Below are 26,284 nucleotides of genomic sequence, written 5' to 3'. Positions count from 1 at the left end.
GCTTAGTGATTATCCTTGCAGCAATGCAATACTGTGGCGGATCTCGCGTTCGATATCGCCCTCTGTCCAGGTGTTTAGCTGTGAAGAGAATGGCTCGAAGGCATAGATCCCCCGGTAGCCTAAACGTTCCAGGTTCTGTACCTGGGCTACGCTTGCCAACCGATCTTTATCGCTCAGCATAATGCGTTCTTCATCGCTCAATGCGCCTTTGATTAGCGGATCCTCAACGCCAGAGAGATGCACCAAACCAATCTGCTCAACCCGGATCTGAGCATCAAACTCCGGTTGTGTTACGTCGCTCAGATAGTGGTGGAACGTATCCAGCACTATCTTATAGGGTGCGCCAGAATCACGAATGATTGCCTGTGCCAGCAAGGAAGAGCGCAGTGAACTTATGCCAAACCCCAATGGTTCCACGTAGCCCTCAACGCCATACTGCTTGAACAGCGGAGCGAGTAGCCGCAGTGCAGCCAGCGTATCTTCCCTTTTTTGCGATTCACTACGCCGGTCGCTCGCGTTGCAATGTGGGCACATCACCACCGCCTTGCTATGGATGGCTTTTGCCTGAACCAGCAACGCTTCAGCGTTTTTCAGCAGTGCTGCTTGATCTTCTAGCAGGTTGAACATTCCTAGCGCGTTGATGGTGACGATCTCAATGCCGAACTCTTCGGCCAGCGCGTTTAACTGCTCGTTGCTCAAGTTGTCGGCCACTTTGCCACCCGACATATCGTTGCGCAGTTCGACCTTGCTTAACCCACATTTTTTCACCAGGCGGAAGAAGTTCTCCAGCGTGAGGTTGGGGGCGATCTTACGGTTGATACAAAAACGTTCCAATGCAATGGTCATGATGCATCACTCCTGAGTTTGTCGGCTTTAGGCTTTGCCATCTTCTACCGTGACGATTTCAGATAGCGGTTGGCGATAGCGTTTTGCCATCACGACGTCTTCCATTCTTTCCAGTGAAACGCCCTTGGTTTCTGGAATAAAGCGGGCAATAAACCAATAGCTGAACAGGCAGCAGGCAGCAAACACCCACATTGGGAACGCCCCGTGGAAGGTGGAGAACAGATAAGGTTGGTCATTGATCATCGGGAAGCTCTGGGCCACGACGAAGTTGGCCAGCCACATACAGCCAACGGCAATGCTCATCCCCTGTGAACGCATGCGGTTGGGGAAAATTTCGGAGACCAGCACCCAGGCACCTACGCCCCATGACATGGCGTAGAACACCATAAAGAACAGCATGCCAAACAGCGCGAAGTAGCCAGTTGCCTGGGTATACAAGGCATAAGAGGTGATCAGCAGGCCAACGATGGTGCCCAGGGTGCCCCAGCGCATCAGTGGGATACGGCCTATGCGATCCATCAGCATGGCGCCGATCACCGAGCCGACCAGTTGCAATACGCCGATCCAGATGGTCTGGAACAGGGCTTCTTGCGCGTTTTCGGTCACGGTTTTCAACACCACCGGGGCGTAGTACATCATGACGTTAACCCCCGTCACCTGTTGCAGCATGGCGATCATACAGCCGACAAACAGGATGAAGCGTACGCGTACGTCGCCATAATTCAGCTTTTGCTTACGGTGCTGCTCGTCCTGGCGAAGCGACTCCTTGATTTCTCTTAACACGCTTTTAGCATGCTCAGCATTTGAAACGCGGGTCAACATGGCTAAAGCCTGATCGTCGCGGCCTACCATTACGCTCCAGCGTGGTGATTCGGGGATGACAAAGACCAAGGCGGTGAACAGCAGGCAGGGGATCACCTCTGAGCCAATCATCCAGCGCCAACCCATCTCCACCAGCCAGGCTTCACTGGCATAGCTGGCAATCTTGAAGTTAACGTAAAAAATCACGATCTGACCGAACACGATGGCGAACTGCTGCATGCTGAGCGCCCGGCCCCGCATATCCTTCGGTGAGACTTCTGACATGTACATAGGGGATACCGTTGCGGCCAGCCCGACGGCCAGACCCCCGATGATGCGATAGATAACAAACCAGGTGAAGGTGGTGGCCAGAGCGGCACCGACTGCAGAGACGGTAAACAGGAAGGCGGCGACCACCAGGGCCTTTTTACGCCCATAGCGGCCGGCCAGCGGCCCAGCGCCGAAGGCACCGACCACGCAGCCGATCACCACGTTGGACACTGCCCAGCCGGTTTCTGCCGGGCTGAGGTCAAAGTAGGTTTTAAGGGCTTCGATCGCACCAGAAATCACGGCGGTGTCATAACCAAACAGAATGCCGCCGAGTGCTGCAATCCCGCAGATACGCAGAATATACCCAGTATTGTGTTTACGCTGATGTGACATATGTTGCTCCGATTTTTATCCTGGCTTCTGCCTACTTAAGTGACTTGTAGGGTGTAGGGAGGCAGAAGGGTGAACCGTGCCTGTCATCAAGGCGGTGTTTTTCAGTGGGCCTTTGGCAGACAAGAACATTTATTTCATATTTAGTGAATAATGAAATATTGATTTTTAGATCCAGTTCAAAAAATTGAGCATAAATAGGGCAAATGCTCTCACCGTTTTGCATAGCAGATTGGAAAATTGACTCGCCCAAGCGGGAAAACGTATCTGTATAAAAAATAGGGATTACTGCGTAAATCCACGCAGCTAGCGGATCGCGGATAGCATCGTTCGTCACCATCTGCTCAGCCTACGGACATGGCAAATTTGCGATCGGCGGCACTAAAAACAAATTTTCTAAAAACTTTTATTTGAAACTTTTTTTTCAATGGAATAGAGTTTGATTCATCTGGTCAGGATTTAATCTGCCTGTGGGCCGTACTCTTGCAGGCGGCACGATGAACGTCACGGTATGCGGCAATGCTTCAATCCGTGGCGATAGCGGACTTAAAAGAGGGTGAAACATGAAAACCGTGGGTAACTTTATTGGTGGGCAGGTTTGCCTGAGCAGCAGTAACCAAACCGTCGACGTGCACAATCCGGCTAGCGGCCAGGTTGAACGCCGTGTGACGCAGAGCACCGCCGCCGAGGTGAAACAGGCTATTGATGTCGCCCATCAGGCATTTACCGACTGGGCGCGTACCACGCCGCTGCGCCGGGCGCGTATCATGTTCAATTTCAAAGCATTGCTGGAGCAGCACCGCGAAGAGTTGGCGCAACTGATCGTCAGTGAACATGGCAAAGTCTATTCCGACGCGCTGGGTGAATTGACCCGTGGCATGGAGGTAGTGGAGTTTGCATGCGGTATTCCGCACCTGATCAAAGGAGAATACTCACCGGATGTAGGCACCGGCGTGGACAGTTTCTCGCTGATGCAGCCGCTGGGCGTAGTGGCCGGGATCACACCGTTCAACTTCCCGGCTATGGTGCCGATGTGGATGTTCCCTATCGCGCTGGCCTGTGGCAATACCTTCGTACTGAAGCCTCCGGCGTTGGTGCCTTCTGCCTCCGTGCGTCTGGCAGAACTGTTGAAAGAGGCGGGCCTGCCGGATGGGGTATTCAACGTCGTGCATTGCGGCAATGAAGAGGCCTCGCAGCTGTGCACCGATCCACGCATTCAGGCGGTGAGCTTTGTTGGCTCATCCACGGTTGCAGAGCATATTTACACCACCGCCAGCGCACATGGCAAACGTGTACAGGCCTTTGGGGCCGCCAAAAATCAGGCTATCGTTATGCCGGATGCGGATCTGGATGCCACGGTCAATGCGCTGATGGGAGGGGCATTTGGCTCGGCCGGTGAACGTTGCATGGCGCTGCCAGTGGCCGTCGTGGTTGGTGATAGCACCGCAGATAAACTGATTGCCAAACTCAAACCGCTGATCGCCCAACTGCGGGTTGGCCCCGGCATGCAGCAAGGCGGCGAGGAAAATGAAATGGGGCCGTTGGTCTCATCCGCCCATCAGAAAAAAGTGCTGGGATACATTGATATTGGCGTTAAAGAGGGCGCAACGCTGGTGGTCGATGGCCGCGATTATCAGGTACCGGGTTATCCAGAGGGTTACTACGTGGGCGGTACCCTGTTTGATAACGTACAGCCGGATATGCGTATCTATCGCGAAGAGATCTTTGGGCCGGTATTGGGCATTGTACGGGTCGCCGATTACCAAACGGCCATCGATACGGTGAACAGCCACGAGTTTGGTAACGGCAGCGCCATTTTCACCAATAATGGCCACTATGCTCGCCAGTTTGTGCATGAGGTTCAGGCGGGGATGGTGGGGGTTAACGTGCCGGTACCGGTACCGATGGCTTTCCACAGCTTTGGCGGTTGGAAACGTTCGGTATTCGGTGCGCTTAACGTACATGGCACGGACGGCGTGCGATTCTATACCCGCATGAAGACGGCCACCGCACGTTGGCCAACCGGCCAGCAAACGGTATCCGAATACAGTATGCCAACGCTGGGCTAAACCGCAGCCAGCTATGCCGAGGCCGTTATTCCACCGGGATAGCGGCCGCTGTTGCTGGTATCAATGCATTGCAGCCACACTCACAAGCACGGGATTTAAGGAGCATTGTCATGTCATCATTACTTGCGAAATGTCAGCAACCGGATGCGCAGGGACGTATTCAGTCCGTCACCCCGGAAAATGCCGGTTGGCGTTTTGTCGGGTTTGAGGTCTATCGGTTAGCGGCCGGGCAGTCGTTGCGGTTGGAGAGTGGCGATAAGGAGCTTTGCCTGGTGCTGGTGGCGGGTATTGCCTCTGTGGCAACGCAACGAGCGGAGTATCCACACATTGGTAAGCGGATGAGCCCGTTTGAGCGTACGCCACCTTATTCCGTTTATGTTCCGCACCACGACCAGGTTGAAGTCCGGGCAGAGACCGATCTGGAACTGGCGGTATGCAGCGCGCCGGGTAACGGGCATCTGCCTTCACGCTTGATCACCCCGGCAGACGTCGGCGTAGAGCGGAGGGGTAAAGGCCGTAACCAACGGCTGGTACACAATATTCTGCCTGATAGCCAACCGGCTGACAGCCTGCTGGTGGTTGAGGTCTATACCGACGAAGGCAATACCAGCTCCTACCCAAGCCATAAGCACGACCAGGAAAACTCGCCGGACGAAACCTACCTGGAAGAAACCTATTACCACCGTCTTAACCCTGAACAGGGGTTCTGCCTGCAACGCGTCTATACCGACGATCGTTCGCTGGATGAGTGTATGCCGGTCTATAACCGCGATGTGGTGAAAGTACCGCGCGGTTACCATCCGGTGGCAACCCTGGCCGGATATGACAGCTATTATCTCAACGTGATGGCGGGGCCGGTACGCCTGTGGAAGTTCACCTGGGAAAAAGATCACGCCTGGATCAACAGCGAGAGCTATTGATACTGACAAGGTAGGGGCCGCCGCACACTGCGCCCCTTTTCGAATATTACAGCTCTTTGGCGTTATTCAGTGCCAATGATACCGCCAGCGTCTGTGCCAGACACATGGAGGCCACCTGCGAGCGGAACCCATCGACCTGTGCTTCGCGCACCACAAAACAGACATCGCTGAAGGCGGCCAGCGGGCTGACCTGGCTGTCGGTAATGGCGATGAGCTGTGCGCCCTGCTTGGCACCCAACTCCACCAGTTCTACCGCTTCTTTGGCATAAGGCGAATAGCTGATGGCGATCACTACGTCCTTGGGCTTCACCATGCTGAGCTGTTCGGTAAACATCCCGCCTAACCCGTCGATCAGGAAGGCGCGCCTTTCGAGGTGGCGCAGGGCATAGGTGAGATAAGAAGCCACGCTGAATGAGCGGCGCAGGCCGATCACGTAGATATTTTCCGCGTTATTCAGCAGCTCTACCGCCCGATCCAACTGCTCGGCACTGGTTTGCATCGCCAACTGTTGCAACGCCTGCGAGTTGACCATCGTAAACACGTTAAGGATTTCTGCCGGCTTTTCCGGGGCAACGCTGTCGTCGGTAGAGGTTTGGCGGAACAGGCGTGCGCGCTCGGTATAGTTCACCGTTTCTTCCATCAGATGCTGGCGGAAGACCTGCTTCATTTCGTTGAAACCGCTGAAGCCAAAGGCGTTGGCGAAACGGATCAGGGTAGAAGGCGGCACACTGGCCTGTGCGGCGATGGAGGCAACGGTATCGAAAGCAATGCTGTTACTGTTATCCAGGATGTAGCGTGCTACCTGTTTCAAGCGCTTGCTCAGCGTTTCATAACGGCGGCGGATTTCGTCCTGTAACAGCGAAAGTTGAGTTGGGTTAGTCATCCATTCGGCTCGCAGTATTGGCTGAGGCGTATTGGTTTATACGCTGAAAATATTGTCCGGTTATTCTAACAGATGGAGTGGACATTTCATTTCTACAAAAAGCGATTTATTTCGTCGCCAGTTGCGTTACTTCACAGAAAATGGGCAAAAAAATCCCCTTAAAGCAGCGAAAATCACTTTAAGGGGGAGGTTCGTTAACCACGCCAGCTTAACTACGGCTGGTTTTACTCGCAGGCTGCGGGCGATATTGCCGCCAGAAACCGATCAGCGTCAGGTATTTCTGTTTCACCTGTTCGACCAGCCCGGCGTCATCGATCTCACCTTGTAGCCAAAGGCGTGAAGAGGTGCCAAAAATGGTACGGCCAACCGCGAAGCCTTTTACCCAGTGGGCATCTGCGGCTGCGGCGAACCCGGCTTTCAGCGTTTCCTGTGGGGAGTCTAGCCCGAGGATTAGCACCCCGCGGCAGAATGGGTCGTGAGTTTCAATCAATTCACCCACTTTTTGCCAGTTGGCGGCACTAAGCGGCGGCAATTTCCACCAGTCTGGCAGAACGCCCAACCGGTAGAAATGTTCCATCACCTGTAGATAGTTGCTCTCATCTTTGTCGGCATGACCTTCTGGCAAAATGACTTCCAGCAACAGCTCATGGCCCGATTTGCAGCATCCACGATACACGTCAACGATCAGCTCATCCTGCTCACGGCGCAGCGCTTCGGCATCCTGTGGATGATAAAACACCAGGCATTTAACCACGTGCTCTTGGGGCCAGTCGATCAGCTGCGAGCCAATATTACCGTGCTCCAACCGCAAAGGGCGGGAGCTTGGCAGCTCCACCGGGCGGCCAATCCACCAGCCCTGGCCAGTAATGGCATTCAACGCCGCCTGGCCGTAGGTCGTATCTGCCAGAATGCCGCTGTTGCCGTGTAACCCCGCCTCGGTTGCCGCAGCCTGTGCGGCAGCCAACAGCAACGTTTTTAACTGTGGGATCCGCTCTGTACTCACTCCCGCCTCTCGCGCCATCTCTGCCAACTGCTTGCGGTGATCAAAAGCGAATACGCACAGTTCAGGCCATTGCTGTTTGCGCGTGGTAACGCGGTGCAGATGGTTCAGTCGGGCATCCAGATCCGGGCGTTTCACCTCTTGTTCGTGTTGCAGGTAATCGTCCAGCTCCAGCTTGGTCGGCATTGCCGGGGCGCAGCCGTGGCGTGACACTACCAGCGCACCGCAGGCATTGGCGTAACGGCAGGCCTGATCCCAACCCTCATCATTAAGATAGCCACGTAGCAGGCCAGACATAAAGGCATCACCCGCGCCGAGCACGTTCAAAACGTCAACGCGAACGCCAGAATGCAGTTTGACTTGTTGCCAATCTGTGGGGATATCCCCTTCAAATACCGAGCATCCCTGCGCCCCTCGCTTGCACACCAACGTGGCCTGGGTGACCTTACGGACGTTTTGCAGCGCGACCAGCGTATCGGTACTGCCGCCAGCGATATGGAACTCTTCTTCAGTCCCCACGATGAGATTGAAATGGTGCAGAACTTCCTGCAACTCGCGGGTCACCTTTTCCGATTCGATAAAGCGGGTCTCGCCATCGCCTAACGAGGTCAACCCCCACAGCACTGGCCGATAATCGATATCCAATGCGGTACGCAGCCCGTGGCGGTGGGCGTATTCCAACGCTTTGAGCACCGCAGCGCGCGTTTTGGGATGGGAAAGGTGAGTGCCGGTGATCGCCAAAGCCCGTGATGATGCGATGTAATTTTCATCGATATCCTCGGGTGTCAGCGCCATGTCGGCACAGTTTTCACGGTAGAAAATCAGCGGGAAGGTTTCCTGATCCTTGATGCCCAGGATCACCAGGCCGGTGAGGCGCTGTTTATCGGTGATCAGGCTCTGCGTGTCCGCGCCGACGCGCTGGAGTTCTTCACGCAGAAAGCGGCCCATGTGCTCATCCCCTACGCGAGCCAGCATGCCGGATTTTAACCCTTGGATTGCGGTGCCATAGGCCACGTTGCCGGAGGAGCCGCCAAGATATTTGGAGAATGAGCTGGCATCTTCCAGGCGTGCCCCGATTTGTTGAGCATAGAAATCGACAGCGATGCGCCCGAGGCAAATGACATCAAGCTGCTTTTGTTGTGTGGCCATACCCGTTTCCTTCTGTCATTAAGCAAAACCGATTGCGACCCGGTAAAGGAGCTAAGTAGGAAGCATGGCTCGAAGTATGAGGAATAAAAATTTCAATTTCAATATGAACTGAAATTTATACCCCGAAAATGTGATGCATTTAAAAGCAGCTTACACCGGGTAGCCTGCCGAATCGGCACATTATTATTGATAGAACAATCCCTTGCTGAAATGGCCTGCACAAGCGAGTGCCACCTTGATGGCTGCTGGTTCGATCGGCGAGTGGGCGCATCGATCGAAAGAGAGTCATGATGAATTTTTACTTAATCAATTGAATTATATAAATAACTGCAACCTGGGTGGTTTGGTAATATGCGATCTTTATCGCAAAATGAAATGTTTTTTCTGTATTTATATTTTATGAAAAATATATTTGTTTATAATCAATGCACGTTTCAAACCGCTTATTGCATGAGCAGTGTGTAACAACCCAGACAAGATTATCACTGCTTTTGTGTAACGAAAGTCAGTGCTACGCCACCGGATACGCTTGCCTGCTCGCAAACCACCATCTGCAGCAGGCTCGGGATAACGCCAAATGAAAGGGTGAGTAAAATGGGTAAGATCAAGTTGACCATGGCACAGGCGTTGGTCAGATTTCTCGACAACCAGTACCTGCTGGTAGACGGTGTCGAAACCAAATTCGTAAAGGGTATCTTCGCCATTTTCGGCCACGGTAACGTACTCGGCCTTGGGCAGGCTCTGGAGCAAGACTGTGGCGATCTGGTGGTGCATCAGGGGCGCAACGAACAGGGGATGGCGCATGCCGCTACCGGGTTTGCCAAGCAGAAGCTACGCCAGCAGATCTACGCCTGTACTTCTTCCATCGGCCCCGGCGCGGCCAATATGATCACTGCTGCGGCCACTGCCACGGCTAACCGCATTCCTTTACTGCTGCTGCCGGGCGATGTGTACGCCTCTCGCCAGCCCGATCCGGTATTGCAACAGATCGAACAATCCTACGATTTAAGCATCAGCACCAACGACGCATTTCGCGCCGTCAGTAAATATTGGGATCGCATTGTGCGCCCGGAACAGCTGATGAGCGCCTGCATTAATGCCATGCGCGTACTGACCGATCCGGCAGAAACCGGTGCCGTCACGCTATGCCTGCCGCAGGACGTTCAGGGCGAAGCCTACGATTACCCAGACTATTTCTTCCACAAACGGCTGCATCGCCTTGAGCGCCGTCCGGCCAGTCAAGAATCTCTGGCAGAGGCTTTGGCGTTGCTGGTGGGTAAACGCAAACCGTTGATAATCTGCGGTGGCGGGGTGAAATATTCGCAGGCTGGGCAGGCGTTGCAGCAGTTTGCTGAACGCTTCCATATTCCGTTTGCCGAAACTCAGGCTGGTAAAGGTACGGTGCTTTCCGCTCATCCTTATAATGTGGGGGGCATCGGTGAAACCGGCTGTCTGGCGGCCAACACGCTGGCGAAGCAGGCAGACCTGGTGATCGGCATCGGCACCCGTTACAGCGATTTCACCACCTCGTCCAAATGGCTATTCCAAAATCCGGATGTGGCCTTCCTTAACATCAACGTCAGCGCGTTTGATGCCGGCAAGCTGGACGGTCTGCAAGTCTTGGCGGATGCCCGTACGGCTCTGGCCTCTCTCAGTCCGTTGTTGGCTCAGGCGGATTATCGTGCCGATTGGCAAGACGCTATCAGCAAGGCGCTTGGCGAACAGCAAAAAGAGACCGAGCGTGTCTATCAAGTGACCTATACCGGCGAAGGCTTTGTACCGGAAATCGACGACAGCCTCGATCGTGAACAGGTGTTTGCCGAGTTTATCGAAAAAACCGACTCCGTATTAACCCAAAGCCGAGTGCTGGGGGTGCTGAATGAGCATTTACCGCAGGACAGCGTCATCGTTGCCGCTGCTGGCAGTTTGCCGGGCGATTTGCAGCGTGTCTGGCAAAACCGGGGTGAGCACGGCTATCACGTGGAATACGGCTACTCCTGTATGGGCTATGAGGTTAACGCCGCGTTAGGCGTCAAGCTTGCGGAGCCACAGCGCGAAGTTTACGCCATGGTGGGGGATGGGGCGTTCATGATGCTGCATTCCGAGCTGGTCACCTCGATCCAGGAAGGCTGCAAAATCAACGTGGTGCTGTTCGACAACATGACCAACGGCTGCATCAACAACCTGCAGATAGAGCACGGCATGGGGAGCTACACCACCGAGTTCCGCTTCCGTAATCCGCAAGGCGGCAAACTGGATGGCAAGCTCGTGCCGGTCAACTTTGCCATGTTGGCAGCGGCCTATGGTTGCAAAACCTACAGCATAACCACCGAACAACAGCTGATCGAAGCGCTGGCAGATGCCCGCAAGCAACAGGTTTCTACCCTGCTGGATATCAAAGTGCTGCCGAAAACCATGGTGCACAAATATCTCAGTTGGTGGCGCGTGGGCGGTGCCCAGGTGGCCGGAAGTGAAAAAATTATCGCCGTCGCCCGCCAGTTGCAAGAGAACATCGATAAAGCCCGCGACTACTGATAACGCAATGCCTTGGCAATCGTAGCTGCGGTGGAGAACGCCGCGCTCACATAAACAATCGGATCTACCTCAGACCTTGCGTCTGCCGTTTACAGTCCATGAGGATAACGAAAATGACATTGAACATTGGGGTTATTGGTACCGGCGCTATCGGTAGGGATCATATTCGCCGTTGTAGCCAGGTGTTGCAGGGCAGCCGCGTGGTTGCGGTGAATGACATTAACCGAGACAGTGCGGCCAAGGTGGTCAGCGAACTGAAACTGGACGCCAAGGTTTATGACAATGCCCACGATCTGATCAATTCCACAGACGTCCAGGCGGTGCTGGTTACGTCATGGGGGCCGAGCCATGAAGAGTTTGTGCTGGCTGCCATTGCTGCGGGCAAACCGGTGTTTTGCGAGAAACCGCTGGCGGTCACGGCACAAGGCTGCAAGAACATCGTGGATGCTGAAGCCAAGCATGGCAAACGCCTGGTACAGGTCGGCTTTATGCGCCCTTACGATCAGGGCTATCGGGCGCTGAAACAGGTGCTGACCAGCGGCCAGATCGGCGAACCGCTGATGCTGCACTGTGCCCACCGCAACCCAAGAGTCGGTGAAGCCTACACCACGGATATGGCCATAACCGATACGCTCATTCACGAGTTAGACGTGCTGCGTTGGCTGCTGGACGATGATTACGTTTCGGTACAGGTGGTGTTCCCACGCAAGAGCAGTAAAGCCCTGCCACATTTGAGAGATCCGCAAATTGTGTTGATGGAAACGGCCAAGGGCACCCGTATTGACGTTGAAATCTTTGTTAACTGCCAATACGGCTACGACATTCAGTGTGAGGTGGTGGGGGAAACCGGCATCGCCAAGCTGCCAGAACCTTCCGCGGTGCAAATGCGCAGCGGTGCCAAACTGTCCACCGAGATCCTGGTTGACTGGAAAGACCGCTTTATCGGTGCTTATGACGTTGAGCTGCAAGCCTTTATCAATGACGTCTTGGCCGGCAAGCTCACCGGACCTTCTGCTTGGGATGGCTTTGCGGCTGCGGTGGCGGCAGATGCCTGTATCGCCGCGCAGAACAGCGGTGAAGTGGTGCCAGTGACCTTGCCCGCTCGCCCTGGCTTCTATGGCAAATAAGCCCGTAGCTACCGCATTCATGCTCTGAAGGAGGCGACCATGAAAATCGCTTTTGACGTCGATGTGATTAAAGATTTGGGCATTACCAAGATGGTGGAGCAGGTGGCTGACTGGGGCTATAAGTACATTGAGCAGTCACCGCACCCGCAGATCAACCCATTCTATAAACATCCAAAAGCCGGTCGTGACGTTTTGGCGGAATATCAACGGGTGCTGAAAGCCACCGGGGTGGAGATTTCCTCCTTTATCGTGGTGTATCGCTGGTCTGGCCCTGGGGAAGACCGCCGTCGGGCGGCGGTCAAGAACTGGCGGCGGATGATCGAAATCGCGGTGGAGATGGGGGTTCAGGTGATCAACACCGAACTGGCGGGTAACCCGAACGAGCCGGAGATTTGCGAAGAGCTGTGGTATCAATCGATGGAGGAGCTGCTGCCGATTATCGAACGTGAAGGCATTCGCATGGAAATTCAGTCCCATCCGTGGGACTTCTGCGAGCTTAGCAATGAAACCGCCGACATGGTGAAATCGTTGCGCAGCGATAATGTGACCTATCTCTACAGCGTTCCCCATACCTTCTATTACGACCAAGGGCGCGGCGATATCGGTAATATGCTGCGCTATGCCGGGAGCGATCTTTCCCACGTGTTGATTGCCGATACCATGAATCACACCCGCCCCTGCCGGTATATCGTCAATCCGCCGGGCGTCGATGCGGCGGTGCACCAACATATGGCAATTGGCGAAGGGGAAGTGGACTTCGCGGCCCTGTTCCAAACCCTGCGCGATATGGAATTTGCCAGCCGTACCTTCAAAGTCGGTGGGGAGTCCATCATCTGTACCTCGCTGTTCGGCTACCCGGAGAGAATGCCTGCCCAGGCGGTTGCCACCAGGGAGCGCATCGAAAAAGAGCTTTTGGGTAAATAACATTCCTGGCCAGGCCGGCTGGGAAGATAGCCGGTAAGTGCCTACAAGACTGAGGCTAAAAATGAACAAAGACCACGTAAAGTTGGCAATCGCCCCGATTGGCTGGACGAATGACGATATGCCTGAATTAGGGGACGAGAATACGTTCCAGCAGTGCGTCAGCGAAATGGCGCTGGCCGGGTTCACCGGCAGCGAAGTGGGCAGTAAATACCCGCGCGATCCCAAGGTGCTGAAACCGATGCTGGATATCCGTGGGATCCAGATCTGTAATGCTTGGTTCAGCACGTTTTTTGCCGATGGGCTGAAGGAAAAGACCATCGATGAGTTTATTAACCACATGAATTTCCTGCATGCGATGGGGGCCAAAGTGATTGGCTGCTCCGAGCAGAGCAAGAGCATTCAGGGCACCACCAAGGCGGTATTTGAAGAGAAGCCCTATTTTAGCGATGAAGAGTGGCAACGGGTGGCGCAGGGGTATAACGAGCTGGCGAAAATTGCTGCCGGAAAGGGGATGCAGGTCTGCCTTCACCATCATATGGGCACAGGCATCCAGACCACCGAAGAGATAGATCGCTATATGAGCATGGTGAACGACGATGTTTACCTGCTGTTTGATACCGGACATGCCTATTACTCCGAAGGCAGCCAACAGGCGATGTTGGCGATCCTGGAGAAATACCTGCCGCGCATCAACCATGTGCACTTGAAAGACGTGCGTGACGAGGTGGTGGCAGAGGTTAAGGCCAAGCGCCTTAGCTTCCTGGATGGGGTGAAAAAAGGCACCTTCACCGTACCGGGGGATGGCGTGATCGATTTCCGGCCGGTATTCAAGCTGCTGGATGAGCGTGGCTATAAGGGATGGATGGTGGTGGAGGCCGAGCAGGATCCGGCGCTGGCCAATCCTTTTGAATACGCTGTGAAAGCACGCCGCTATATTCGCGAAACGGCCGGGCTTTAGGTCAGTTATTGGTTTTGCTGTGTCTAACAGGAGGGGCGTTCATATGAACGCCCCTCCGACATCGCCGTTCTGATTACGCGGTTTTAAACCGAGCCATATGATAGGCATCCACCAACTCGCCATCGCGCATGGCAAAGCGGCGGCTGGTGCCTTCAATTTCAAAACCGAACTTACGGTACAGCGCAATGGCCCCCTGATTGTCGGTGTACACCGTGAGCTCGATGCGCTCAATGCCTGCCCAGTTGTCACAGATATCGATCATCGCCTTCATCAGCGCGCTGCCAACGCCTTTGCCGTGGTAACCGGCATCCACGCTGATGCCAATAGTGGCCACATGGCGGCGGCGTACCCGCTGGTTGAGTTCCACAAACAGCTGCCCCACCACGCGATCGTCAATGCAGGCCACCATGTTGTAGGTTCCGGGTTGCACATTAGCAATACGTTGCTGCCACATGGCTTTTGACGGTAGCGGTAGTTGTAGCGTGTCACGGTAAACGGCCGGGTGGGAATATAGCTGGTGCAAGGCTTCAGCATCGTTACTTTCCACGTGACGAACTACAATCTCGCTCATTTTTTCCTCTCTTTCGCGTTTACCGTTTGAATAACCTCCCAAATTATCCGTTTACTCCCCTGAGTCAATATAATTTCCCATTGGTCAAAAAAACGCTTTACAGGTGCGAATGATAATGATTATTATTGTCATGCATTCAGAGAGAGTATCAACCTTTGATACTGTTTGCTGAAGGCACGACATTGCTCACATTGCTTCCAGTGTTTACTTAGCCAGCTCGGGTGCTGGCTTTTTTTTTGCCCAAATTCAGCGGTTAACCCATCCCACAAATCCTTTGCTACTTGCTGCCAAACTCCACCTAATTTTTTGAACAGAGGGGTGAGATTTTTGCGCTTTCATATTCCTCCGTCAGGTCTAGACTGTAGAAAACGTTGAGGAGAGTTGAATATGATTTATTTACGTAAGGCACAAGATCGCGGTCATGCCAATCATGGTTGGCTCGACAGCTGGCACACTTTCTCATTTGCTGACTATTACGATCCCGACTTTATGGGGTTCTCGGCGCTGCGGGTGATCAACGAAGACGTGATTGATGCAGGCCAGGGGTTCGGTACTCATCCCCATAAAGACATGGAAATCCTGACCTACGTGCTGAGCGGCACGGTGGAGCATCAGGACAGCATGGGCAACAAAGAACAGATCAATGCCGGTGAGTTCCAGATCATGAGTGCAGGGACCGGTGTGCGTCACTCCGAGTACAATGCCAATAGCGATCGGCCATTGCATCTCTACCAGATCTGGATTATTCCGGATCAGGTTGGGCTGGAGCCACGTTATGAGCAACGGATGTTTGATGCGCCTCAGGGCCGCCAGTTGGTGCTGTCGCCAGACGCCCGTGAAGGGTCGCTGAAGGTGTTCCAGGATATGACGTTGTCTCGCTGGGCGCTGAAGAAAGACGAGCAATCGGTTTATCCAATCCAGGCAGAACGCCGCGTTTGGATCCAGGTGGTGCATGGCAATGTCTCTATCAATGGCCACAAAGCGGGTAGTAGCGATGCTTTTGCCATCTGGGATGAGACAGCGCTGTCTATCCATGCCGATGAAGACAGCGAGATTTTACTGTTCGATCTGCCACCGGTGTGATGACAGAGTAATGGCGAGGGCTCGGTGCAATATCGGGCCCTTTTTTGTGTCTGCTGGCCGGATAACCAACAATATCGGAAAGGCGTTTTATTTGCTAAAATGGCCGCCCATTCACGGTTAGCCAGTTCAGTGATAATGAAGAAAAAACGGCCGGTGCTTCAAGATGTTGCAGATCAGGTTGGCGTCACCAAAATGACGGTGAGCCGCTATTTGCGCAATCCCGATCAGGTTTCTGCCGCTTTACAGCAAAAAATTGCGGTAGCGCTGGACGAACTTGGCTACATTCCCAATCGTGCCCCGGATATCCTTTCCAATGCGACCAGCCGGGCGATCGGCGTGTTGCTGCCGTCGCTGACCAACCAGGTATTTGCCGAAGTGTTGCGGGGTATCGAAAGCGTTACCGATGCACACAACTATCAAACCATGCTGGCGCACTATGGCTATCTGCCGGAGCGTGAGGAAGAGCGTCTGACGTCGCTGTTTTCTTATAACATCGATGGTTTGATCCTGTCCGAACGCCACCATACCGCACGTACCCTGAAGATGATTGAAGTTGCAGGCATCCCGGTGGTGGAGTTGATGGACTGTGTCTCACCCTGTATCGATCTGGCGGTCGGGTTCAACAACTTTGAAGCGGCCCGCCAAATGACCCAGCAGATCATCGCTCGCGGCCATCGTCATGTGGTGTACTTTGGCGCGCGTCAGGATGAACGCACCATTATCAAACAGCAAGGCTACGAACAGGCTATGCGTGAGTCTGGTCTTGAAGCCTACAGCATCATGACCGCACGTTCTTCTTCCTATTCGGCCGGTGGTGAGATGTTGCGCGAGGCACAGCGCGATTATCCGCAGGTTGACAGTATCTTTTGTACCAACGATGACCTGGCGATCGGTGCAGCATTCGAGTGCCAGCGCCAGGGGCTATCTATCCCGCAGGATATGGCGATTGCCGGTTTCCACGGCCACGATATCGGCCAGGTGATGGTGCCAAAACTGGCGAGTGTGCTGACGCCGCGTGAGCATATGGGCCAGATCGCCGCTGAGCGCCTGTTGGCACGGCTGCGTGGAGAAGTTGTTTCCCCACGTATGGTGGACGTGGGCTTCACCGTGGCACCCGGTGGCAGCATCTGAACCTGGGCGCAACAGCCAGCGCCCAGCACGGCTAACTTATTGCTTTAGCGCTGCAACACAGCGGCCAACTACGCCTTCAACGTCGGTATCGATATCCACGCAAATCACATCTTTTTCGTCGGCCCCGGGCTCTTCTAATGCTTCAAACTGACTTTTTAGCAGCTCGGTGGGCATAAAATGCCCGGAGCGCGCTTGCAGACGGGCCAGGATCACCTCGAAGCTGCCTTTCAGATAGATAAACACCATATTGTCATTGTCTTTGCGTAGCAGATCGCGGTAGCGGCGCTTGAGCGCCGAGCAGACAATAATCCCGCTCTCGTTCTTGTGATTCAGGCTGTACGCCGCGTCGTTGAGGCGTTGCAGCCAGGGCGCGCGGTCCTCGTCATTCAGCGGCTGGCCGCTGGCCATCTTCTGGATATTGGCGCGTGGATGCAGATCGTCGCCATCGATAAATTTTGCCTTGATTTCCCGTGCTACTGCCGCGCCAATCGTGGATTTGCCGCTGCCGGAGACGCCCATCAGGATGATGCTTTTTCCCGCCATAAGTTTGATCTCTATCTCAGAATGCGAATTTTGCTGGGTTACCTGGTTCCGGATCTTATCATGTTACCGGTATCATGATACGGGTAACAAATGGAGATGTGATTGTCATCACACAGCATAGAACAGGGAACTCGCCCGGCGTTTCATGTCGCCACGTGGCGGGCTGCAATCTGCATCCATTGGCTATACCACTGTACTCAGCTGCCTACTTAGACCACCAGGATAAGGTCGTACAATAAAACAAAGCACCTTCTTTCGCTGCCGTTGCGTAAAGAGGCCAAGTGATAAAAGGGTTGGAGAAAAATTATGCCACTAGTGATTGTTGCCATCGGCGTAGCCATGCTACTGCTGCTGATGATCCGCTTTAAGCTGAACGGCTTTATCTCGCTGATTCTGGTCGCTCTGGCGGTTGGTATCATGCAGGGAATGCCGGTAGACAAAGTAATTGGTTCCATCAAGGCCGGCGTGGGCGGAACGCTGGGCGGTCTGGCGCTGATCATGGGCTTTGGTGCCATGCTCGGTAAACTGCTGGCGGACTGTGGCGGTGCACAGCGGATTGCTACCACACTGATCGACAAGTTCGGTAAACAGCATATCCAATGGGCCATCGTGCTGACCGGTTTTACCGTCGGTTTTGCTTTGTTCTACGAAGTGGGCTTCGTGCTGTTACTGCCTTTGGTGTTTACCATTGCTGCCTCTGCGCGTATCCCGCTGCTGTATGTCGGTGTGCCGATGGCTGCGGCGCTGTCCGTTACCCACGGTTTTCTGCCGCCGCACCCAGGCCCAACGGCCATTGCTACCATTTTCCATGCGGACATGGGTAAAACCCTGCTGTATGGCACCTTGCTGGCAATCCCAACCGTGATCCTGGCAGGCCCGGTCTATGCCCGCTTCCTGAAAGGCATCGATAAGCCGGTTCCGGTCGGTTTATACAACCCAAAAACCTTTACCGAAGAAGAGATGCCAGGGTTTGGCGTCAGCGTAGCGACTGCACTGGTGCCGGTGATCCTGATGGCGTTGCGTGCCGTGGCGGAAATGGTGTTGCCTAAAGGCCACCCGTTCCTGTCTTACGCCGAGTTCTTTGGTGACCCGGTAATGGCAACGCTGATCGCGGTGCTGATCGCCATCTTTACCTTCGGCCTGAACCGTGGCCGCACCATGGACGAAGTGATGGGCACCGTCAGCGACTCCATCAAAATCATCGCCATGATGCTGTTAATCATCGGCGGTGGCGGGGCGTTCAAACAGGTGCTGGTGGACAGCGGCATTGAGCAATACATCGCAGGCATCATGCATGGCAGCGACGTGTCACCGATCCTGATGGCCTGGTCAATTGCCGCAGTGCTGCGTATCGCACTGGGTTCCGCGACCGTAGCGGCGATCACCGCCGGGGGCATTGTGGCTCCGCTGATTGCCACCACCGGGGCCAGCCCGGAACTGATGGTTATCGCCGTCGGTTCAGGCAGCGTGATTTTCTCTCACGTTAACGACCCAGGCTTCTGGCTGTTCAAGGAGTATTTCAACCTGACCATTATGGAAACCATCAGGTCCTGGTCCGTGTTGGAAACCATCATTTCAGTCTGTGGCCTGATTGGCTGTCTGCTGTTGGCGATGGTGGTTTAAGTCTCAAAGGTGGGGCGCAGCAATCTCTGCTGCGCCCTGACTGCTAAAGGTTCAGATAGGCCCGAACGCCGTCCAGGAACATCTGGGTGGACAGCATCACCAGAATCAACCCCATCAGTCGTTCCAGTGCACTCACCCCTTTGCTACCCAGTAAGCGTAGGAACACGTTCGACATCAGCAGGATCGCCGCCGACAATCCCCAGGCAATCAGCAAGGCCACTACCAGATGCGAAATCTGGTTGGGGTACTGGTGTGAAAGCAACATCAAGGTTGCCAGAATCGACGGCCCGGCCACTAACGGAATGGCGAGCGGCACCAGGAAAGGCTCCTCTCCGGCGGAAAGATCGCTACCGCTGCCCTCCTGCGAAGGGAAAATCATCTTGATGGCGATCAGGAACAGGATAATCCCGCCGGAGATCGACACGGTTTCGGTGCGCAGGTTAAGGAACGCCAAAATATGTTCGCCCGCGAACAGGAAGATCAGCATCAATACCAAGGCTATCAGCAACTCGCGGATCACCACCGCCCGGCGACGGCGCGGTTCCAGGTGTTTCAGCACCGACATGAAAATCGGCAGGTTACCCAGCGGATCCATAATTAAAAACAGCAACACCGTTGCCGCAATCATTTCTGTCATCTAAGGCCTCAAAATCAGAAAAAACGGCGGGTATAAGCAGCATTGCTGAGAAATGCCCGTTTATCGAATAAATTCACTTTGCGCTCGCGCCGACATTTTGTAAGGTGGGTAGATATTGCACACAACATATAACTTAACTCTATCTCATATCCTTCCTGAAAGGGTATAGAGCATAGTCATCCTCCAAGGCAGGACAGTAAATATGAAAAACGTTGGTTTCATTGGTTGGCGTGGTATGGTCGGCTCGGTTCTCATGCAGCGCATGACTGAAGAGCGCGATTTTGACGCCATTCGCCCGGTATTCTTCTCCACTTCACAGCTCGGTGCTGCCGCCCCGGCTTTCGGTGGCCAGCAGCAAGGTACGCTGCAAGATGCGTATGATGTCGAAGCATTAAGCGCGCTCGATATTATTATTACCTGCCAGGGCGGCGATTACACCAATGAAATCTATCCAAAGCTGCGGGCTACCGGCTGGCAGGGCTATTGGATCGATGCGGCCTCTTCTCTACGTATGAAAGATGATGCGATTATCATCCTCGACCCGGTCAACCATGCGGTGATCCAGGAAGGGCTGAACAAAGGTATCAAGACCTTTGTTGGCGGTAACTGCACCGTCAGCCTGATGCTGATGTCGCTGGGCGGTCTGTTTGCCAACGACTTGGTGGAGTGGGCCTCTGTTGCCACCTATCAGGCTGCCTCTGGCGGTGGTGCGCGTCATATGCGTGAGCTGTTGACCCAGATGGGCATGCTGCATGCGGATGTGGCGAAGGAGTTGCAGAATCCGGCCTCGGCGATCCTGGACATCGAACGTAAAGTCACGGAGGCCACCCGTTCCGGTAAGCTGCCAACCGATAACTTTGGCGTTCCTCTGGCGGGCAGCCTGATCCCTTGGATCGACAAGCAACTGGATAACGGCCAAAGCCGCGAAGAGTGGAAAGGCCAGGCGGAAACCAACAAGATCCTCAGCACCTCAAGCATTATCCCAGTTGATGGTTTGTGCGTGCGCGTTGGTGCTCTACGCTGTCACAGCCAGGCATTTACTCTGAAGCTGAAAAAAGACATCCCTCTGCCAGAAATCGAGCAACTGCTGGCCACGCACAACGACTGGGTACGGGTGATCCCGAACGACCGCGAACTGACCATGCGTGAGCTGACGCCTGCTGCCGTAACCGGTACTTTGAACACGCCAGTTGGCCGTCTGCGCAAGCTGAATATGGGGCCGGAATACCTCTCTGCCTTCACCGTTGGCGATCAGCTGTTGTGGGGCGCGGCCGAACCGCTGCGTCGCATGCTGCGTATCCTGCTGTAGGATATTGAGTTGCGTGGCATGAAGGATCACTAAGCTGCAAAAATCCCGATAGCCCGCTGAAAAGCGGGCTTTTTTATGTGGATAGCATGACTAAAACGCACATTTAGGTTATCCCCAAGGCCGTACTTTGGGGACGTCGATAGGGGGCAACGTAATGCGGGGCTGTGTGGCATCTGCCTGGCGGTATGTCATTGAAACAGCGTACCGATTCAAGCCCGCCGTGTTATTTCGTCAGCACCTTTTCTAATGCGGTAAGTGCGCATTGCTGATCAAGGTGTCCACCCGGTGCGCCGCCTACACCAATAGCGCCAACGACTTCTTCACCGCTTTTCACCGGTACGCCACCGGCCAGCAATAAAAATCCAGGGATATCACGCAGATTTTCTGCCCCGGCGTTGGTCTGGGCATTTTTCATCACATTTTCGGTGGGGTTTTTGGTGGTCAGCGCGGTAAATGCTTTCATCCGGCTGGCTTCCACCGTATGAGGACCTGCGTTATCCATCTTCTTGATAACCAGAGGAATGCCGGCGCGGTCTACAACGGTAACGGCAACATTGTAGTTATTGGCGCTACAGGCCTGGATAGCACTTTGCGCCAACTTATCAGCCAATTCGAGGGAGAGATTCTTTTCGGTCAGAATGCCACTGGCTGCACTGGTGAATGACAGCACACTGCTAAATAAAATGGCGCATGAGATTATACGTTTCATCTTGGTTTGCTCCTGAATAGACCTTTGGTGTAACAAAGAGAATAGAGGGTGTCATTGAAGCAATCTATTGTCTTGATTACCTACTTGGCTAGGTGTTTTTACTGAGTTGGGGGATATGCAGCCCTGTGAAAGGGCTGGAGCGTTGTTTGATCTGACGTTCGGTGAGCCCCAACACTGCACGTTACTGCTATAACCTTGAACTTCCTCAAGGCTGATCTCTTTCAGCCCCCCAATGCACTGTTTTCCACATTTTTGGTCTCGATTGCTGACGCAGTAAAGGCGATAGAGGCAAGGTGACGTCACGCCTGTCGTATATCAGACGTAGCCAGCGAAGGTTGCCCGCTCCGCCGGTTTTTCGGCTAAAAATTTTCCTTGGTAATGCCACCGTGTTTTTAGCAGACATGGCTATGCTTATTAGGTGGATGAAAAGTTTTCCATCAATGGTGAAAATTCGCCTGAAAATTAAGCATAAAGAGCGAAACTGCGAGCATGAAGGCGATCGATTAATCAATAACCGACTGAAATCACGCTTTAGGTAGCAAATGAATTGCATGATAGGTGCAACGGCTGCTTTTTGTTCAGTGTAGCCTTTTAAAAGTCATGCTCTTAATCAAAGGAAGAATGCTATGCCTGTACTTCCCGAACGTGACGTGATCAATCAGCTTATCTCCGGTCACTATGCCGATCCCTTTTCCTTGCTCGGCATGCATGTAACCGAAAACGGACTACAGATTTGTGCGCTGTTGCCGGATGCCGGTACCGTGTGGCTGGTAGAGAGTAAAACCGGTAACCGCCTGGTTCAGCTCAATTGCGATGACGCTCGTGGTTTTTTCAGCGCTCTCGTACCGCGTCGTAAAACCCCTTTCCGCTATCAGCTTGAAGTCAGCTGGCGCGACCATCAACAACTGCTCGAAGACCCTTACCGTTTTGGCACCCTGCTGCAGGATATTGACAGCTGGCTGCTGGCCGAAGGCACCCATCTGCGGCCTTATGAGCGGCTGGGGGCGCATCCTGGCTCGTTGGATAATGTGGATGGGGTCAGCTTTGCCGTTTGGGCACCGAATGCCCAGCGCGTGTCGGTAGTGGGGGAGTTCAACTTTTGGGATGGACGGCGTCATCCCATGCGCCTGCGTAGAGAGAACGGGATTTGGGAGCTGTTTTTACCGGGCGTGAAGGCCGGGCAGCTGTATAAATACGAGATTATCGATTGTTACGGCAACGTGCAGTTGAAAGCCGATCCTTACGCTTTCGAAGCGCAGATGCGGCCAGAAACGGCCTCGTTGATCACACCGTTGCCTGCTGTGGTGGAAAACACGCCGGAAAGGCAGCGGGCCAATGACTTTGACCGCCCGATTTCCATCTATGAAGTGCACCTGGGATCCTGGCGTCGCCATACCGACAATAATTTCTGGCTCAGCTATCAAGAACTGGCCGAGCAACTGATCCCCTACGTTAAATATATGGGCTTCACCCATATTGAACTGTTGCCGATCAACGAGCATCCGTTCGACGGCAGCTGGGGCTATCAGCCGTTGGGAATGTATGCGCCAACCCGTCGTTTTGGTACGCCAGCGGAGTTCAAGGCTTTTGTCGCCGCGGCTCATGATGCCGGGATCAACGTGATCCTGGATTGGGTACCGGGGCATTTCCCTAGCGATGCCCATGGCCTGGCCAACTTCGACGGCTCCGCGCTGTATGAATATGCCGATCCTCGCGAAGGGTTCCACCAGGATTGGAACACGCTGATCTACAACTATGGCCGCCACGAGGTGCGTAACTACCTGGCGGGCAATGCGTTTTACTGGCTGGAGCGCTTTGGTATCGATGCCCTGCGCGTCGATGCGGTGGCGTCGATGATTTACCGTGATTACAGCCGCGCTGACGGTGAGTGGGTGCCAAACTACTATGGCGGCAATGAGAACCTGGAAGCGATCTCCTTCCTGCGTTACACCAACCAGACGCTGGGCAAAGAGCGGCCAGGGGCGGTAACGCTGGCGGAGGAATCCACCGATTATCCGGGGGTTACGCTGCCGCCGGATGCCAACGGCTTAGGCTTCCACTACAAGTGGGATCTCGGTTGGATGCACGACACGCTGGATTATATGAAGTGCGATCCGGTGCACCGTAAATACCATCACAACCTGATGACCTTCGGCATGCTCTACGCCTATACCGAAAACTTCGTGCTGCCGATCTCTCACGATGAAGTGGTGCATGGCAAAGGCTCCGTGCTGGATCGGATGCCGGGAGATGCCTGGCAGAAATTCGCCAACCTGCGGGCCTATTACGGTTTTATGTGGGCGCACCCGGGCAAAAAACTGCTGTTTATGGGCAGCGAATTTGCTCAAGGGCGTGAGTGGAATTTCGATAACAGCCTGGACTGGCATCTGTTGGATGGATTGGACGGTTGGCACCACGGTGTGCAACGGCTGGTACGCGATCTCAACCACTGCTACCAGGAGAATGCGCCGCTGTATGAGCGCGATTATCGTCCAGACGGCTTTGAATGGCTGGTGGTCGACGATCACGAAAACTCGGTATTTGCTTTCGCACGCTACGATTCGCAGGGCAATGAGCTGATAGCCATCAGCAACTTTACTCCGGTGCCGCGCCCTCATTACCGCATCGGCATTGCGCGCGCTGGCGAATATCAGGAGATCCTCAATACCGATTCGCACCATTATCACGGCAGCAACGCGGGTAATCAGGGGAGGGTGATTTCGCAGCCGATCGGCAGCCACGGTCGTGAACATTCGATCAGCGTGATGGTGCCACCGCTGGCCACGGTTTATCTACGGCGGGAGGCTTGATGGTAGAGCTGACGCCGGGTCTTGCCGCGCCTTTAGGGGCTTATTACGACGGTAATGGCATCAACTTTACCCTGTTTTCTGCGCATGCCACGCAGGTTGAGCTGTGCCTGTTCGATGCGCAATATCGTGAAACACGCCTGCCGTTGCCTGCCCGCAGCGGTGATATCTGGCATGGATATCTGCCAGGAGGCGAGTTGGGGCAGCGTTATGGTTTTCGGGTGCATGGCCCGTTTGAGCCGCATCTTGGGTTGCGCTTTAACGCTAACAAGCTGTTGCTCGATCCAGCTGCGCGGGCAGTCGAGGGGCCGGTTGGCGACCATGTGCATTTGCACGGGGGGTACGATCAACCGGACCAGCAAGACAGCGCCCCGTTGATGCCCAAATGCGTAGTGATCGACGAAAGCTACGATTGGCAAGACGATCGTCCGCCAGCCACCCCTTGGGGCAAAACGGTGATCTACGAAGCCCACGTCCGGGGGCTGACGTTAACGCACCCGGAGATCCCGGCCGTATTGCGTGGCAGCTTTGCCGCCCTTGGCCACCCGGCGATGATTGCCTACTTCAAGCGGTTGGGGATCACGGCGCTGGAGCTTTTGCCAGTGCAGCAGCACACCACGGAGCCGCGTTTGCAGCGCCTGGGGCTGATCAATTACTGGGGATACAACGTGCTGGCTCCTTTCGCGCCAGACAACCGTTACAGCAGTTTGAGCACCGGGACGACGCCGCTACGTGAGTTCCGCGACGCGGTGAAAGCGCTGCACCGGGCGGGGATCGAAGTGATCCTGGACGTGGTGTTCAACCACAGCGCAGAACTGGATGTGGATGGGCCAACGTTGTCGCTGCGCGGTATCGATAACCCCAGTTACTACTGGCTAACCCCTGACGGTGGCTACGATAACCTCACCGGCTGTGGCAATACGCTGCGGTTGGATCAGCCAGCGGGCGTGGCGTGGGTGATGGATTGCCTGCGCTTTTGGGTTCGGGAGTGCCATGTCGACGGTTTCCGCTTCGATCTTGGCACCGTGTTAGGCCGTACACCGGCGTTTGACCGCGATGCACCGCTGTTTCAGGCGATGCTGGCGGACGATACGCTGGGGCGCTGCAAACTGATCGCCGAGCCCTGGGACATTGGCCCGGGGGGCTATCAGGTTGGTGCGTTTCCCGGCCGTTTTGCTGAGTGGAATGACCATTTCCGTGACGATATCCGCCGTTTCTGGCTGCGGGGCGATCTGTCACTGGGTCAGTTTGCCCAGCGTTTTGCTGCCTCCAGCGAGGTATTCAACCAACGTGGGCGCGCGCCTTATGTCAGCATCAATATGCTGACGGCCCACGACGGCTTTACCTTGCAGGACGTAGTGAGTTTCAAGGAGAAACATAACCAGCCTAACGGAGAGGGAAACCGTGATGGCAGCGACCAAAACTTTAGCTGTAACCACGGGGTTGAAGGCCTGATTGCCGACGAAACCGTTTTGCAACGCCGCCAGGCCAGCCAGCGAGCACTGCTTGCCACGCTGCTTCTGGCACAGGGGACACCGATGCTGCTGGCCGGTGATGAGCACGGAAATAGCCAGCAAGGCAACAACAATGCTTACTGTCAGGATAACGTAACCACCTGGCTCGACTGGGCCAATGCGGATGAGTCACTGACCGCATACACCGCCGCGCTGATCCGCTTGCGCCAGCAAATTCCTGCTTTGCAGGCAGACCGCTGGTGGCAGGAGGGAGACGGCAGCGTGCAGTGGTTAAACGCGCAGGGGCAGCCGCTCAGTGCGCAACAGTGGGAACAGGGCGATCGCTGCTTGCAGATCCGCCTGTCGCAACGCTGGCTGATGGTGATCAACGCCACCCAGCAGACCGTTGAGATGACGTTACCCGAGGGTGATTGGCAGGTTGTCGCCCCCTTCACTCAGGAAGATTCGCGGGCGGTTCTACCCGCCTGGTGCCAGGTTGCGCATTCGCTTTGCGTGCTGGTAGAGAAAAATTAAAAGGAGTCAGT

The 26,284-nt window shown here is 54.6% G+C and carries 21 protein-coding genes; 12 read left to right on the top strand and 9 right to left on the bottom strand.

The annotated features are described in order from the left end of the window. Positions 1-9: 9 nt before the first annotated feature. Genes WN53_RS06480 through WN53_RS06470 form a run of 3 tightly spaced genes read right to left on the bottom strand, consistent with a single transcriptional unit; the run spans position 10 to position 2,647 of the window. Positions 10-846, bottom strand: a complete 837-nt coding sequence (locus tag WN53_RS06480; protein ID WP_024482789.1) for a TIM barrel protein — start codon at positions 844-846, stop codon at positions 10-12. A gap of 27 nt (positions 847-873) precedes the next feature. Then, positions 874-2,310: a sugar porter family MFS transporter gene (locus WN53_RS06475; RefSeq protein WP_024482788.1), complete on the bottom strand. Its 1,437-nt coding sequence runs from the start codon at positions 2,308-2,310 to the stop codon at positions 874-876. Positions 2,311-2,341: 31 nt separating this feature from the next. Beyond that, positions 2,342-2,647, bottom strand: a complete 306-nt coding sequence (locus WN53_RS06470; protein ID WP_024482787.1) for a hypothetical protein — start codon at positions 2,645-2,647, stop codon at positions 2,342-2,344. Positions 2,648-2,870: 223 nt separating this feature from the next. On the opposite strand from WN53_RS06470, the gene WN53_RS06465 reads away from it, so the two are divergent. Next, a complete protein-coding gene (locus WN53_RS06465) occupies positions 2,871-4,376 on the top strand; it encodes a CoA-acylating methylmalonate-semialdehyde dehydrogenase (protein WP_024482786.1) in 1,506 nt (501 codons plus the stop codon). Positions 4,377-4,486: 110 nt separating this feature from the next. Continuing rightward, positions 4,487-5,296, top strand: coding sequence for a 5-deoxy-glucuronate isomerase (iolB, locus tag WN53_RS06460; RefSeq protein WP_024482785.1), 810 nt, complete (start codon positions 4,487-4,489; stop codon positions 5,294-5,296). 46 nt (positions 5,297-5,342) lie between these two features. Here iolB and WN53_RS06455 read toward each other — a convergent pair whose 3' ends face one another. Both WN53_RS06455 and WN53_RS06450 read right to left on the bottom strand, forming a co-directional pair. Beyond that, positions 5,343-6,179, bottom strand: coding sequence for a MurR/RpiR family transcriptional regulator (locus WN53_RS06455; RefSeq protein ID WP_021181760.1), 837 nt, complete (start codon positions 6,177-6,179; stop codon positions 5,343-5,345). A gap of 208 nt (positions 6,180-6,387) precedes the next feature. Beyond that, positions 6,388-8,328, bottom strand: a complete 1,941-nt coding sequence (locus WN53_RS06450) for a bifunctional 5-dehydro-2-deoxygluconokinase/5-dehydro-2-deoxyphosphogluconate aldolase (RefSeq protein WP_024482784.1) — start codon at positions 8,326-8,328, stop codon at positions 6,388-6,390. A 594-nt stretch (positions 8,329-8,922) separates the two neighbouring features. On the opposite strand from WN53_RS06450, the gene iolD reads away from it, so the two are divergent. From iolD to iolE, 4 genes are all read left to right on the top strand, one after another. After that, positions 8,923-10,863 (top strand): 3D-(3,5/4)-trihydroxycyclohexane-1,2-dione acylhydrolase (decyclizing), encoded by a 1,941-nt coding sequence (iolD, locus tag WN53_RS06445; protein WP_024482783.1) that lies wholly within the window; start codon positions 8,923-8,925, stop codon positions 10,861-10,863. A gap of 113 nt (positions 10,864-10,976) precedes the next feature. Continuing rightward, positions 10,977-11,990, top strand: a complete 1,014-nt coding sequence (iolG, locus tag WN53_RS06440; RefSeq protein WP_024482782.1) for a bifunctional inositol 2-dehydrogenase/D-chiro-inositol 1-dehydrogenase — start codon at positions 10,977-10,979, stop codon at positions 11,988-11,990. 39 nt (positions 11,991-12,029) lie between these two features. Further along, on the top strand, positions 12,030-12,914 hold the full coding sequence (locus WN53_RS06435) for a sugar phosphate isomerase/epimerase family protein (RefSeq protein WP_024482781.1): 885 nt from the start codon (positions 12,030-12,032) through the stop codon (positions 12,912-12,914). A gap of 61 nt (positions 12,915-12,975) precedes the next feature. Then, positions 12,976-13,872 carry a myo-inosose-2 dehydratase gene (gene iolE / locus WN53_RS06430; RefSeq protein WP_024482780.1) on the top strand — a complete coding sequence of 299 codons (897 nt, stop codon included), beginning with the start codon at positions 12,976-12,978 and terminating at the stop codon, positions 13,870-13,872. A gap of 73 nt (positions 13,873-13,945) precedes the next feature. On the opposite strand, the gene WN53_RS06425 is transcribed toward iolE, so the two are convergent. Continuing rightward, positions 13,946-14,443, bottom strand: a complete 498-nt coding sequence (locus WN53_RS06425; protein ID WP_024482779.1) for a GNAT family N-acetyltransferase — start codon at positions 14,441-14,443, stop codon at positions 13,946-13,948. A gap of 387 nt (positions 14,444-14,830) precedes the next feature. Between WN53_RS06425 and WN53_RS06420 the strand changes: the two genes are divergently transcribed. Both WN53_RS06420 and gntR read left to right on the top strand, forming a co-directional pair. Then, complete coding sequence (locus WN53_RS06420; RefSeq protein ID WP_024482778.1) at positions 14,831-15,526, top strand: pirin family protein; 696 nt, start codon at positions 14,831-14,833, stop codon at positions 15,524-15,526. A 135-nt stretch (positions 15,527-15,661) separates the two neighbouring features. After that, a complete protein-coding gene (gene gntR / locus WN53_RS06415; RefSeq protein ID WP_024482777.1) occupies positions 15,662-16,657 on the top strand; it encodes a gluconate operon transcriptional repressor GntR in 996 nt (331 codons plus the stop codon). A gap of 36 nt (positions 16,658-16,693) precedes the next feature. Here gntR and WN53_RS06410 read toward each other — a convergent pair whose 3' ends face one another. Further along, positions 16,694-17,200, bottom strand: coding sequence for a gluconokinase (locus WN53_RS06410; RefSeq protein ID WP_024482776.1), 507 nt, complete (start codon positions 17,198-17,200; stop codon positions 16,694-16,696). 306 nt (positions 17,201-17,506) lie between these two features. Between WN53_RS06410 and gntT the strand changes: the two genes are divergently transcribed. Continuing rightward, positions 17,507-18,823, top strand: a complete 1,317-nt coding sequence (gene gntT / locus WN53_RS06405) for a gluconate transporter (RefSeq protein ID WP_024482775.1) — start codon at positions 17,507-17,509, stop codon at positions 18,821-18,823. Between the two features lie 43 nt (positions 18,824-18,866). On the opposite strand, the gene WN53_RS06400 is transcribed toward gntT, so the two are convergent. Then, positions 18,867-19,460 carry a YhgN family NAAT transporter gene (locus WN53_RS06400; RefSeq protein ID WP_021181749.1) on the bottom strand — a complete coding sequence of 198 codons (594 nt, stop codon included), beginning with the start codon at positions 19,458-19,460 and terminating at the stop codon, positions 18,867-18,869. A gap of 202 nt (positions 19,461-19,662) precedes the next feature. Here WN53_RS06400 and asd point away from each other — a divergent pair, with 202 nt between their 5' ends. Further along, the gene (asd, locus tag WN53_RS06395) at positions 19,663-20,769 is read left to right on the top strand and encodes an aspartate-semialdehyde dehydrogenase (RefSeq protein ID WP_024482774.1); all 1,107 of its coding nucleotides are present in this window, start codon (positions 19,663-19,665) and stop codon (positions 20,767-20,769) included. A 223-nt stretch (positions 20,770-20,992) separates the two neighbouring features. On the opposite strand, the gene WN53_RS06390 is transcribed toward asd, so the two are convergent. After that, a complete protein-coding gene (locus WN53_RS06390; protein WP_024482773.1) occupies positions 20,993-21,478 on the bottom strand; it encodes a GlcG/HbpS family heme-binding protein in 486 nt (161 codons plus the stop codon). Positions 21,479-22,104: 626 nt separating this feature from the next. Between WN53_RS06390 and glgB the strand changes: the two genes are divergently transcribed. Then, a complete protein-coding gene (gene glgB / locus WN53_RS06385) occupies positions 22,105-24,288 on the top strand; it encodes a 1,4-alpha-glucan branching protein GlgB (protein ID WP_024482772.1) in 2,184 nt (727 codons plus the stop codon). Further along, positions 24,288-26,273, top strand: coding sequence for a glycogen debranching protein GlgX (gene glgX, locus WN53_RS06380; protein WP_024482771.1), 1,986 nt, complete (start codon positions 24,288-24,290; stop codon positions 26,271-26,273). Before glgB ends, glgX begins: the two co-directional genes overlap by 1 nt. The last annotated feature ends 11 nt before the right edge of the window (positions 26,274-26,284 follow it).

Source organism: Serratia fonticola (assembly GCF_001006005.1).
Classification (GTDB): domain Bacteria; phylum Pseudomonadota; class Gammaproteobacteria; order Enterobacterales; family Enterobacteriaceae; genus Chania; species Chania fonticola.
Note: the sequence above shows the minus strand (reverse complement) of the source record. Positions and strands in the feature narration are given on the sequence as shown.